Origin of the sequence: Sphingomonas sp. S-NIH.Pt15_0812, from assembly GCF_003951315.1 — a bacterium.
In the GTDB taxonomy this organism is placed as follows: domain Bacteria; phylum Pseudomonadota; class Alphaproteobacteria; order Sphingomonadales; family Sphingomonadaceae; genus Sphingomonas.
In genome coordinates this window covers 17984-30445 of record NZ_QLJH01000036.1, presented here as the reverse complement: position 1 = coordinate 30445, position 12462 = coordinate 17984, and the positions used below count along the sequence as shown (strand labels likewise).

General features: G+C 69.5%; 11 protein-coding genes. 7 read left to right on the top strand and 4 right to left on the bottom strand.

Going from position 1 to position 12462, the window contains the following annotated elements; all coding sequences use genetic code 11:
- Positions 1 to 52 precede the first annotated feature (52 nt).
- Positions 53 to 1231: a ribonuclease D gene (rnd, locus tag BRX43_RS17260; protein ID WP_125996327.1), complete on the top strand. Its 1179-nt coding sequence runs from the start codon at positions 53 to 55 to the stop codon at positions 1229 to 1231.
- A complete protein-coding gene (locus BRX43_RS17255; protein ID WP_125996326.1) occupies positions 1228 to 1521 on the top strand; it encodes an I78 family peptidase inhibitor in 294 nt (97 codons plus the stop codon). Before rnd ends, BRX43_RS17255 begins: the two co-directional genes overlap by 4 nt.
- Before the next feature lie 144 nt (positions 1522 to 1665).
- Here the strand turns inward: BRX43_RS17255 and BRX43_RS17250 are convergent, their stop codons facing one another.
- The 4 genes from BRX43_RS17250 to BRX43_RS17235 are packed head-to-tail and all read right to left on the bottom strand — an operon-like array spanning position 1666 to position 7134.
- Entirely contained in the window at positions 1666 to 3129 is a 1464-nt protein-coding gene (locus tag BRX43_RS17250) for a Ppx/GppA family phosphatase (protein WP_125996325.1), read from the bottom strand.
- Complete coding sequence (locus tag BRX43_RS17245) at positions 3129 to 5297, bottom strand: RNA degradosome polyphosphate kinase (RefSeq protein ID WP_125996324.1); 2169 nt, start codon at positions 5295 to 5297, stop codon at positions 3129 to 3131. Before BRX43_RS17245 ends, BRX43_RS17250 begins: the two co-directional genes overlap by 1 nt.
- Positions 5294 to 5914 carry a DnaA/Hda family protein gene (locus BRX43_RS17240; RefSeq protein ID WP_125996323.1) on the bottom strand — a complete coding sequence of 207 codons (621 nt, stop codon included), beginning with the start codon at positions 5912 to 5914 and terminating at the stop codon, positions 5294 to 5296. The genes BRX43_RS17245 and BRX43_RS17240 overlap by 4 nt, the downstream gene beginning before the upstream one ends.
- Complete coding sequence (locus BRX43_RS17235) at positions 5911 to 7134, bottom strand: heavy-metal-associated domain-containing protein (RefSeq protein WP_125996322.1); 1224 nt, start codon at positions 7132 to 7134, stop codon at positions 5911 to 5913. The genes BRX43_RS17240 and BRX43_RS17235 overlap by 4 nt, the downstream gene beginning before the upstream one ends.
- A gap of 66 nt (positions 7135 to 7200) precedes the next feature.
- Between BRX43_RS17235 and purM the strand changes: the two genes are divergently transcribed.
- From purM to BRX43_RS17210, 5 genes are all read left to right on the top strand, one after another.
- Complete coding sequence (purM, locus tag BRX43_RS17230; RefSeq protein ID WP_125996321.1) at positions 7201 to 8328, top strand: phosphoribosylformylglycinamidine cyclo-ligase; 1128 nt, start codon at positions 7201 to 7203, stop codon at positions 8326 to 8328.
- Positions 8329 to 8339: 11 nt separating this feature from the next.
- Complete coding sequence (gene purN, locus BRX43_RS17225) at positions 8340 to 9152, top strand: phosphoribosylglycinamide formyltransferase (RefSeq protein ID WP_125996320.1); 813 nt, start codon at positions 8340 to 8342, stop codon at positions 9150 to 9152.
- Positions 9149 to 9727, top strand: a complete 579-nt coding sequence (locus BRX43_RS17220; RefSeq protein ID WP_125996319.1) for a hypothetical protein — start codon at positions 9149 to 9151, stop codon at positions 9725 to 9727. The genes purN and BRX43_RS17220 overlap by 4 nt, the downstream gene beginning before the upstream one ends.
- Before the next feature lie 130 nt (positions 9728 to 9857).
- Positions 9858 to 10394, top strand: coding sequence for a GAF domain-containing protein (locus BRX43_RS17215; protein WP_241215034.1), 537 nt, complete (start codon positions 9858 to 9860; stop codon positions 10392 to 10394).
- Positions 10391 to 12439, top strand: a complete 2049-nt coding sequence (locus BRX43_RS17210; RefSeq protein ID WP_125996317.1) for an EAL domain-containing protein — start codon at positions 10391 to 10393, stop codon at positions 12437 to 12439. Before BRX43_RS17215 ends, BRX43_RS17210 begins: the two co-directional genes overlap by 4 nt.
- Positions 12440 to 12462 lie beyond the last annotated feature (23 nt).

The following is a 12462-nucleotide window of genomic DNA, read 5'->3' as shown; positions in this document are numbered from 1 at the left end:
CCTTCCCACCCCCTCTTTGTCAACCCGCCCCGGTCGGTCTATGGGCGGTGGGATGCATATCCACCCGCTGATCACCGATAGCGCGACACTCGCCAATCTCTGCACCCGCCTCGCTCAGGCCGACTTCATCACGGTCGATACCGAGTTCATGCGCGAGAGTACCTATTGGCCCGAACTCTGCCTGATCCAGGTCGCCGACACGCAGGAGGCGGCCGCGATCGATCCGCTCGCCCCCGGCCTCGACCTGACGCCGCTGCTCGACCTGCTGGTCGACAATCAGGAGGTGCTGAAGGTCTTCCATGCCGGCGGGCAGGATATCGAGATCATCTACAATCTGACCGGCAAGACGCCGCACCCGCTGTTCGACACCCAGGTCGCGGCCATGGCGCTCGGCCAGGGCGAGCAGATCGGCTATTCCAACCTGGTCGACAGCTGGCTGGGCGTGTCGATCGACAAGGGCGCGCGCTTCACCGACTGGTCGCGCCGGCCGCTCGACGCCCGCCAGATCGAATATGCGATCGGCGACGTCACCTATCTGTCGACCATCTTCCCCAAGATGCTCGAACGGCTGCGCCGCACCGGCCGCGGCGCCTGGCTGGACCAGGAGATGGAGCGGCTGGCCGATCCCGCCAACTACGCCAACGACCCCGATCTCGCCTGGAAGCGAGTCCGCATCTCCGGCCGCAAGCCCGAGGTGCTGGGCCGGCTCAAGGCGCTGGCCCGCTGGCGGGAGCTGGAGGCCCGGTCCAAGGACCTGCCGCGCGGCCGCATCGTCAAGGACGAGACGCTGGGCGACCTGGCCGGCAACCCGCCGCGCAAGCAGGCCGATCTCGCCAAGGTCCGGGGGCTGTCGGCGACCTGGGCGCAGAACGATATCGGCGCGCGGCTGATGCAGTCGCTGGCGGAGGCGACGCCGCTGTCCGGCGACGAACTGCCGCCCAAGGACGACAAGAAGCCGGGGCTGGGCAAGGACGGTGCACTGGTCGCCGACTTGCTGAAGCTTCTCCTCAAGATCCGCGCCCGCGACATCGACGTCGCCTCGCGCCTGCTCGCCCGGTCGGAGGAGCTGGAGGCGCTGGCCTCGGGCGTGCGCGACGGATTGCCGATGTTGCAGGGTTGGCGCTACGATCAGTTCGGCCGCGATGCCGTCGATCTGGTCGAGGGGCGGCTGGGCTTCGCCGTCCGCAACGGCAAGCTCAAGATGACCCGGACCGAGGAGCCCGTCGCATGATGCACCGCAGCCTGACCGTCCTCCTGCTCGCCATCGGCGTCTCCGCCTGCGCGACGATGCAGCCGCCACCGGAGCCTGCCGGTCCGTGCGCGGTGACCGAGCCGGTGAAGATGCGCTGGGCCGGGGCGAAGTTCAAACTGCGCGACCGTGACGCGGTCCGCCACGACGCCCAGGCCCGCATCGCCCGCGTGCTGCGCCCGGGCGACCCCGCGACGATGGACTTCCGGCCGGAGCGGCTGAACATCATGGTCGATGATTTCGGGCAGATCACCGACCTGACCTGCGGGTAAGCCACAAGTCTTTCCCATTCCTGGTTCCCTGGCGAAGGCCGGGGCCCGGTTGGGGAACGATCGTGACGATGCACGGCGCCTGGTGATGACGGCCTTCCCGACTGGGCCTTTGCCTTCGCAGGGGAACAGTAGGGCCTGGGCCCCCTACCCCGTCACCACCGGCATCCGCCCCATCATCGTCGCCAGCGCCGCGTGGCGCTTCTCGACCGCTTCGCCATAGAGCGCCCGGTCCCCGCCCGGCAGGTCGAGCGTCAGCCGCACGCCGTCGTCGCGCACAGTCGCGCGCCGCAATGGCCCCGCCAGCCCCGCCGACAGCCGCTGGCCCAGCCGGATCGCCAGGCCCCAGACCATTGCCCGCTTCAGTTCCTCCGCATTCGCCAGCGCGCCGAGCGGCGCGGGCGTGGCGACGCCGCCACCCAGGCTGGTGAACAGAGCCTGCGCCAACATCGCGCGCTCGGCCGCCCGGATCGCGACCCAATGGCCGTGCAGCGCCACCTCCAGCCCACGCTCGGCGCGGAAATCGGGATTGGCGTGCCAGCCCACATCGGCCAGCAGACAGGCTGCCTGGCGGATTCGCTCATGCGGCTCGTGCGCGAACAGCGGTGCGATCCAGTCGTGGAGCAGGTCGCCATGTTCGGGGAAGCGACCGAGCAGCCGCCCCTCCTCGCGAGCCGCGACGATGAGCGGATCCTGCGCGCGCGTGTCCGCGTCCAGCCCGGCATGGAGCAGCCCCTCGCGCAGGCCATAGGTGGAGGCGATCGTCTCCCGGCTGCCCAGTTCGCGCACCACTAGGCCTAAGAGCGCGGTGGCGTCGGCCAGCGTGCCCGCCCGGCCGGACGACAGGCCCGGCACCTCGCGCAGGCGCGGCTTGTCGAGATGCGCGATGGTGCGGCCGAGCGTCGCGATCCGCGCCGGGCTCATGCTGTACTGATGGATGATCGGCAGCGGATAGCCGGTCAGGTGCATGTCGAGCCGCGCCAGCGCGCGCCACGATCCACCGACCAGATAGAAGGGCAAGCCCTGCCCGCGCCGGGTCCAGCCCGCCTCGCGGATCAGCTTGACGACGCGCGACTCCAGCGGCTTGCCGCGCGAGCCCGCGATCCGCAGCACGCCGAGCGGAAAGGACACGCGTTCGCCACACGCGCCGTTCTGCACGCGAACCAGTTCCAGGCTGCCGCCGCCCAGGTCGCCGACCACGCCGTCCGCATCGGGAATGCCGGACAGCACGCCCTCACCCGCCGCCATCGCCTCCTGCTCGCCCGACAGCACCTCGGGCTTGAGGCCGAGCGTGGCCGCCGCCTCGATCAGACCCGCGCCGTTCGCTGCATCGCGCACGGCGGCGGTGGCGACGGTGCGGATCTCCGTCACCTCCATCTCGCGCAGCACGGCGGCGAAGCGGTTCAGCGCGCCATGCGCTTGGCGCAACCCCGCCGGCTCGATCCGGCCGGTTTCCGCCAGGCCACGACCCAGCCCGGCCATCACCTTCTCGTTGAACAGGATCGCCGGGCAGCGGGGCTGCCCCTGATAGACGACCAGCCGCACCGAATTGGAGCCGATATCGACGATTGCCGTGCGCGGCGGCGATGCCAGGCGCCGGAACAGCCCCATCAACGCTTGCGCGGCCAGGCAAGGGTCGGCACGCCGCGTCCCGCCTCGATCGCCGCGCCGCGCCCGGACAGAGACGGGTTGGTCATGAAATAGCGGTGCAGGTTGAACGGCTTGTCGCCCGGTTCGGTGCGGACATAGGAACCATCGGCCTGGAGCACCCAGCTCTGCTCGTCATCGATCAGATTGGCGACCATCACCTGATCCAGGATCTGGTCGTGCACGGTCGCATTGGTGATCGGAAGCATATATTCGACGCGCCGGTCGAAATTGCGCGGCATCCAGTCCGCCGAGGAGATGAACACCTTGGCATCGTCGTTGGGCAGCGCCGCGCCCGCGCCGAACGCCCAGATGCGGCTATGCTCCAGGAAGCGGCCGATCACCGACTTGACCCGGATATTCTCTGAAAGGCCGGGGACTTGCGGGCGCAGGCAGCAGATTCCGCGGATGATCAGGTCGATCTGCACGCCGGCCCCGCTCGCCTCGTAGAGCTTGTCGATGATCGCCGGGTCGACCAGGCTGTTCATCTTCGCCCACATCGCCGCCGGCCGCCCGGCATTGGCATGGGCGATCTCGTCGTCGATCAGCGCGGTCAGCCGCTGGCGCAGCGTCAGCGGCGACAGGCTCATGCAGCTCATGTCGTGCGGCTCGACATAGCCAGTGACATAGTTGAACATCTGCACCGCGTCGCGCCCGATCGCCGGATCGGCGGTGAAGTAGCTGAGATCGGTATAGATCCTGGCGGTCACCGGGTGATAATTGCCGGTGCCGAAATGGCAGTAGGTGCGGAACGCCCCCGCCTCGCGCCGCACCACCAGCGACACCTTGGCGTGCGTCTTCCAGTCGATGAAGCCATAGACGACCTGCACGCCCGCCCGCTCCAGCGCCGAGGCCCAGAACAGGTTCTGCTCCTCGTCGAACCGCGCCTTCAGCTCGACCACGGCGGTCACCGACTTGCCCGCCTCCGCCGCCGCGATCAGCGCATTGATGACCGCCGGCTGCTTGCCCGCGCGGTACAAGGTCTGTTTGATCGCGACCACGTCCGGGTCCGCCGCCGCCTGTTTCAGAAAGGCCAGCACGACGCCGAACGTCTCATAGGGATGCTGGACGACGATGTCCTTGGCCCGGATCGCGGCGAAACAATCGCCGTCGAACTCGCGGATCCGCTCGGGAAAACGCGGTGTGAAGGGCGGGAACTTCAGGTCCGGCCGATCCTCCTCGACCAGCAGGTCGAGATCGCCGATGCCGAGCAGGTGCCCACTCTCGGTAATGATCGCGTCGACGCCGCCCAGCTCGTCCTTCAGGACGGCCGCCAGCGTGTCGGGCATCCCCGTCTCCAGCTCCAGCCGGATGACGCGGCCACGCCGGCGGCGCTTGATCGCATTGGCGAAGTAGCGGACCAGATCCTCCGCCTCTTCCTCGATCTCGATATCGCTGTCGCGCAGCACCCGGAACGCCGCCGCGCCGTGGACGACATAGCCGGGGAAGAGCAGCGGCGCGAACCGCTTCACGATCGTCTCGGTGCAGACATAGCGGGCGGGATCGCCCGGCAGCCGAACGAAGCGCGGCGCGGTCGGCGGCAGCATCACCAGCTCACGGATCGGCTCGCCATCGACGATCCGTTCCAGGTCGAAGATCACCGTCAGCCCCTTGTTGGGGATAAAGGGAAAAGGATGCGCGGGGTCGAGCGCCTGAGGCGTCAGGATCGGGAAGATCTGCTCGCGATAGTGATTCTCCAGCCAGGCCTGGTCGTCCGAATCGATCGCGTCTCGGCGCAGCACCTCGATCCCGTTCGCCGCCAGCAGGGTGCGCAGGTCGCTCCACACCGCCTGCTGGCTGCGCAGCAATCGGTCCGCCTCCTCGACGATCGCGTTCAACTGCTGCCCCGGCGTCAGCCCGTCGGCGGAGCGGCGCTCCACGTCCTGCGCCTGCTGCCCCTTCAGGCCCGCCACCCGGACCATGAAGAATTCATCGAGATTCGAACCGGATATCGACAGGAAGCGGAGCCGTTCGAGCAGCGGATGCGCCTCGTTGCACGCCTCCTCCAGCACCCGCCGGTTGAACGCCAGCCAGGACAGTTCGCGGTTGAAATAACGGTCGTTCGGCTCGGCGGCCGTGAACCCGTCCTCGTCGGTCTTGGTCAGCGCGGCGATATGCGCGGGGCGGGTCATGGCAGCTCCTGTTGCGGGACCAGCAGCCCCGCGTCGATCAAGGTGTTTCGAGCCAGCGGGATAGTCAGTCGGCGTTGCCGTTCCATGACGCCTTCGTCGAGCGCGTCGATACTGCGTTCGATCGCCAGGTGGCTGCGCTCGATCCGGGCGACCAGCCATTCCAGCACATCGGGCGGCGCGACCACGCCGCGCCGCGCCAGTTGCCGCTCGAACAGCGCGCGCACCAGCCCGTCGTCGGGCGGACCGATCTCCGCATGGGGCGTCGCCGCCAGCCGTGAACGCAGGTCTGGCAGGGTGATCCGCCAGACGGGCGGTGCGACATCGGCGATGATGACCAGCGGACGCCGGTCCGCCTGCGCCCTGTTCCAAGCGTGGAACAGGCTGGTTTCCGACACCCGTTCGGCATCGTCGATGATCGAACCACCGCTTTTCGCGGCGAAGATCCGGGCCAGCAGGCTGCGCCCCGACCGGCGCGGGCCGGTCAGCAGCGCGGCGTGGACGGGCCAGGTGTCCCAATGTTCCAGCAACTGCGCCGCACGCGCATTGGTGGGCGTGACGAAGAAGGCGTCGTCACGCGGGTCCTCCGGCCATGCGAGCGGCAGCGCGATCTGGCTCATCCCGGCCCCGTCGCACTCGGTGTCGTGGTCGCGGCGGGCGCGGCGGGCCGCCGGATGCGCAGCGCCGCGCCGCCGCCCGACACCTCGAAGCCGCGCGAGCGAAGGGCCGTGGCGAAGGCCGCCGGATCGTCGACAAAGACCCGCATCAGCGACACGCCGCCCAGCGCCAGGCTGGTGGTGCTGGCCGATCGCACGCCGGGCAGCGAGCGGATCAGCGCCTCGCTATTGGCGACGCTGCTGGTGCCGGGCGTGTCATATTGCACCGTCACCGCCACCGCATTGGACGCGGCGATATCGGCGAGCAGCGTGTCGATCGTCGGCTCCGCCACCGGCGCAGGCTCCGGCGCGGGAGCGGGTGGCGGCGACAGGCTGGCGTCCGGGCTCAACCGGCCGGTGCGCAGCGCATCCTGATAGATCGAATCGAGCCGGGCGACGCCGGCATCCATCAGTTGCGGCAGGCCGGCGGCGCTTCCGACGCGCAGCGTCACGCGACCGATCAACTCATCGTCCGGCCCATGCCGCGCCTCGAACACGCCGATCACCGGACCGCCGGGCCATTGCCGGCTCAGCCGCACGGTCGGGATCAGAATGTCGGACGCGCCATATTGGTCGAGGATCGCCCGCCACCAGCCGCGCCCCGGCCGCCCCATCTGCCCGGTGTTGAGCAGCAGCGAATCGGCGCCGGTGCCGGCCGGGCGGACATAGTCGATCCGGCTGTCGCCCGTGCGGAACCGGGCCCAGGCCTCCTGCCAGGGGGTCCGCCGCTCGAACGCCTGTCCGGTGCCGCCCTGCCAGATCACCGGCATCACCAGCATCGGCGGCGACCGGTCGGCATAGGCCGAGATGCCGAGCAGCCCGGCGGCGCGACCGCGATCGAACAGCACGCCCAGGCGCGCGATATAGCGGGTCGGCCCGATCTGCTCGTTCTCGACGACGATGCCGGAGACGAGCTGGTCGAGCGCGCCGTCCGACAGCAAGGTGCCGGGCCCGCCCAACCGGCGCGACAACTGCATCCAGGCCTTGCGCTGCGCCAGGCGCCAGCCGCCATAGCGCGCCGCTTCCGCCGTCTTTCCGGCAACATCGACGGTGACGCCGGCCACTTCGAACGAGCTGCCGCTGTCGACCGGCGCGACGCCCCGGCTGCCGCCGTCGACCTGCGCGAGCGTGGCGCTGCCGGCGAGAAGGGCGCTGAGGGCCAGGACAGGAAGAAGGCGACGCATAGGATTGCCGGCCTTTTGCAGGAGGGGGCGTGGAAATCCAAGCAGGATATGGCTAGGCGGGCGAACATGAGCGACCAGCCCGACTCCACCACCCCCGCCGTCCCCTCCCATGGGGGCTATACCTATGCCGATGCCGGCGTCTCGATCGCCGCCGGCAATGCGCTGGTCCGCGCGATCGCGCCGCTCGCCCGGTCGACGCGTCGCCCCGGCGCGGACGCCGATCTGGGCGGGTTCGGCGGCATCTTCGACCTGAAGGCGGCGGGCTTCACCGATCCGCTGCTGGTCGCCGCCAATGACGGCGTCGGCACCAAGCTGAAGCTGGCGATCGAATGGGACCGGCATGAGGGGGTCGGCGTCGACCTGGTCGCGATGTGCGCCAACGACCTGATCGTCCAGGGTGCCGAACCGCTGTTCTTCCTGGACTATTATGCCAGCGGCAAGCTGGAGAACGGCGTCGCCGAGCGCGTCGTCGCCTCGATCGCGGAGGGCTGCAAACAGGCCGGTTGCGCGCTGATCGGTGGCGAGACGGCGGAGATGCCGGGCATGTACGCGCCCGGCGACTATGACCTGGCCGGCTTCTGCGTCGGCGCGGTCGAGCGCGACCGGCTGCTGACCGGCGCGGGGATCGCCGCCGGCGACGTGGTGCTGGGCCTCGCCTCCTCGGGCGTGCACAGCAACGGCTTCTCGCTGGTCCGCCGCCTCGCCGCCGACAAGGGGTGGAAGCTCGACCGGCCCTCGCTGTTCGACCAGGACCGGCTGATGATCGACGTGCTGATGGCGCCGACGCGCATCTATGTCGCCAGCCTGTTGCCGCTGCTGCGCGACGGAAAGATCAAGGGGCTGGCGCATATCACCGGCGGCGGCCTGCTGGAGAATATCCCGCGCGTGCTGCCGGAGGGCACCCATGCGGTGATCGATGCCGACGCCTGGCCGCAGCCGCGCCTGATGGCGTTCCTACAGGCGCAGGGCGGGATCGAGCCGGCGGAGTTCGCGCGCACCTTCAACTGCGGGATCGGCATGGCGGTGGTCGTCGCGGCCGACGCGGCGGCGGCGGTCGCCGACGCGCTGACCCAGGCGGGCGAGACGGTGTTCACGATCGGGGCGATCGAGGCCGGGCAGCGCGGCTGCACCGTGCGCGGCTCCACCGAGACGTGGAGCGCGCGCGCCGACTGGACCGCGACGCACCACCAGTGAGCGGACAGGCAGTGAACCAGCACAGGATCGCCATCCTGATCTCCGGCCGGGGATCGAACATGATGGCGTTGGTCGAGCAGGCGCGCGGCTATGAAGTCGCGCTGGTCGCCTCCGACAAGCCCGATGCGCCCGGCCTCGCCTGGGCGCGCGACCGGGGCATCCCCACCTGGGCGCTGTCGCCCAAGGGGATCGGCAAGGCCGCCTATGAGGCGCAACTGGATGCCGCCCTGCGCGCGGCGGGCGTCACGGTGATCGCGCTCGCCGGCTATATGCGACTGGTCTCGGACGATTTCGTCGCGCGCTGGCGCGATCGGATCGTCAACATCCATCCTTCGCTGCTGCCGCTCTACAAGGGGCTGGACACGCATCGCCGCGCGATCGAGGCGGGCGATGCGGAAGGCGGCTGTTCGGTCCATATCGTCACCGAGGAACTGGATGGCGGCCGGCTGCTGGGTCAGGCGCGCGTGCCGATCCTGCCCGGCGACGACGCCGATGCGCTCGCCGCGCGGGTCCTGATCGCCGAACATGCGTTATATCCGCGCATCCTAGCGGAGTTCGTCATGTCCCCAGCCGATCATATCCATGCCTTCGCGACCAAGCTGCCCGAGGCCGAGGCGCAACGGGACGGCGCGGTCACCCGCTTCCTGGTCGATGGCCGCGAGTTCGCACGGGTCGATGGCGACCGGCTGGTCCTGCCCGCCGAGGTCGAGGGCGACGCGCTCGACCTGACCGACGCCTTTGACCGCCCGCTGGTCGAGGACCGGATCGCCCGCGCCTGGGAAGTCACCGCGCCGGCTCGGCTGCTGGAGGTCGGCGGGCGGTGAGCGAGGAGTCGGATCGGCAGGCGCGCCGTCGCTGGCTGACGATCGCGGAGATCGTCGCGGTGGCGGGCGTCGTCATCGCGGGGCTCAGCCTGTGGAACAACTGGCAGGACCGCCGCGACGCCAGCGCCACCAAGGCGGCGGAGCGGATCGCCGGGGCGCAGGAACGCCGCCGCTACGACGTGCAGGGCGCGCCCACCGCCGGCGGCGATGCGATCCTGCTCGCGATGGACGACGCGCATCCGCTGACCGACATCCGCGTCACCTTCCCGGCCGCCTTGGGTGCGGGGACGCATGACGTGGTCGACCGGCGCATCCCGCTCGACTGGTTCGCGGAGCCGCTGCGCAAGGCGACCGATGGCGGTCCGGACGACGCGACGGGCCGCGTGCCGGTGCTGATCCGCTATACCTATCTGGTCGACGACAGGCCGCTCGCCAAGCAGGCGATCTACGACCTGGTGTGGCGCAGCCATGGCCGCGCCTTGCGCGGGCGCGGTTTCGAACTGGTCGATTTCCGTCTGCGTCGGGCCGGCGGCGGACAGGCCCGGCTCGACGCCATGTGGCATGCCGGTCACTGAGCCGACACAAATCAAAATCGGTTGACTCATATCATATATCGATCGTGATTTGACTGAAGCTTAACCTTTCACCGCCAGCTATGACCGGTCTTTCAAGGCTCGCGGTGATCGGTCGATGTTCAGGAATTTGATGCGTGAACGTCGGCGGACCGTGGCGGTCCACGGGCTGCACGTGCTCGACACGCCGGCCGAGCTGACCTTCGACCGCTTCGTCCAGGCCGCGGCGGATGCGTTCGATGCGCCGATCGCCCTGTTGTCGCTGATCCACGACAACCAGCAATGGTTCAAGGCGGCGCGGGGCGTGACGATCGACTGCATGCCGCGCGACACCGGCTTCTGCAGTTTCGCGCTCGACCGACCGGACGTGTTGGAGGTCTGCGATGCCCGCGCCGACCCACGCTTCGCGAACCTGCCGGCGGTGATCGATGCGCCGTTCGCCCGCTATTATATCGGCGCGCCGCTACGGCTGCTGAGCGGCGTCGATGTCGGGGCGCTGTGCGTCCTCGACACCGTTCCCCGCCGGCCCGCCTCCGCCGACCAGAAGGCCTATCTGCTGGCGCTCACCCGCCAGGCGATGCTGGCGCTGGAGACGCGGGGCGATGTGTGGAACGAGGTGCGGGATGCCGTGCGCGCCGGCTCTTCCGGGGATGAGGCCGGGCTGGCATGATGCGGGTCGCCCTGTGCCTCTTCCAGGAGCACGATCCCTATCTGGTGGCGATGGCGGTGCTGATCTGCCTGGTCGGCTCGGCGGCGGTGATCGAACTGGTCGAGCGCGTCCGCTCGGCCGTCGGCCGACGTCACGCCGGCTGGGTCTTCCTGGCCGCGACCAGCACCGGCACCATGGTCTGGTGCACGCATTTCGTCGCGATGATGGCGTTCAGGTCACGCGCGCCGGTGGTGCTCGATCCGCCGCTCACCCTGTTCTCCCTCCTGGTGGCGATCGTCGCCGCCGCACCGGGGCTGAAGCTGGTCGGCCGCAAGCGATCCTGGGCCATGCTCGGCGGCGCGATGGTCGGCGCGTCGGTGGCGGGGATGCACTATATCGGCATGGCCGCCTATCGGGTCGACGGGATCGTCACCTGGGACCTGCGCTATGTCGTGGCATCCGTGGCGTTGGCGATGCTGCTCGGCGCGGCGGCGTTCGGCACCCTGGTCGGCCGCCATCGTTGGCGTCGAACCATCGCCGGCGGACTGCTCGGATTGGCGGTCGCCGCGCTCCACTTCACCGGCATGGCGGCGATGTCGATCGCGGTGCTGAACCTGGGCGGCGGCCTGTCGCCGACCACGTTGACCGTATTGGGGATGACCACAGCCATCGCCGGCCTCCTGGTACTGGGCTGCGCCGCCGTCAGCGCGCTGATCGACGAGCATAGCCAGGACGAATCCTTCCGCCGGCTGCGCCACATGGCACTGCACGACGGGCTGACCGACCTGCCCAACCGCATGAGCTTCAACGAGGAACTGGCGCGACGGCTGGCGATGAAGGGCGGCGCCCCCTGCATGGCGGTGGTCATGCTCGACCTGTCGCGGTTCAAGGCGGTCAACGACACCTATGGCCATCAGGCAGGCGACCAGTTGCTGACCGCGCTCGCCGCCCGCCTGACCGGCACGCTGCTGCCCGGCGAGATCGTCGCGCGGTTGGGCGGCGACGAGTTCGGCGCGCTGATCTCCTATGAGACACCGGACCAGCTCGCCGGATTCCTCGCCCGGTTGCAGGCGGTGTTCGTCCCGCCCTTTCAGTTCGAGCGGTTCACTGCGTCGGTCGGCACCAATATCGGCGTCGCGCTGGCGATCCATGACGGGCAGGACCCGGACACGCTGCTCGCCCGCGCCGACCTCGCCATGTACCGCGCCAAATCGGCCCATTCGGAAAAGCCCTGTTTCTACGATTCGGCGATGGACGACGCCGTGCGCGACCGGCGGGAATTGGCCAGCGACCTGCGCGCCGCCGTCCAGGCGGGGGCGTTCCACCTCCACTATCAGGTGCAGGCGGCGGTCGATACCGGCCGGGTGATCGGCTATGAGGCGCTGCTCCGCTGGACGCATCCGTCGCGCGGGCCGATTTCGCCCGCCACGTTCATTCCGCTGGCGGAGGAACATGGCGACATCGTGCCGCTCAGCGTCTGGGTGCTGCGCCAGGCCTGTTTCGAGGCCGCGCTCTGGGTCGATCCGCATGTGGTATCGGTCAATCTGTCGCCGCTCCACCTGGCCGACCCGCAAGTGATCGACACGGTCCGCGCGGCCCTGGACGATAGCGGCCTGCCCGCCGAACGGCTGGTGCTGGAGCTGACCGAGAGCGCGATCATCCGCGACCGCCGTTACGCGCTGCAACAGCTCGCCGCGCTGAAGGCGATGGGCATCGCCATCGCGCTGGACGATTTCGGCGTCGGCTATTCCTCGCTCGACGTGCTGCGTTCCTTTCCCTTCGACAGGATCAAGCTCGATTCGTCCTTCGTTGCGGAGATCGAACGCAGCGAGCAGGCGGTGGCGATCCTGCGATCGGTGGTCGCGCTGGGCACGATCCTGGAGATGCCGGTGCTCGCCGAAGGGATCGAGCGCCCGGCGCAGCTCGCCATCGCCGCGCGCGAGGGATGTTCGTCGATCCAGGGCTATCTGATCGGCCGGCCGTCGCATCGGCTCGCCGATCCGGCAAGGGTGCACGGGCTGATGCAGCTCGGCCCCCGCGTCGTCCGCCACGCCCTGGTGTCCTGAGGCCCGTCCGGTCACCGTCTTGT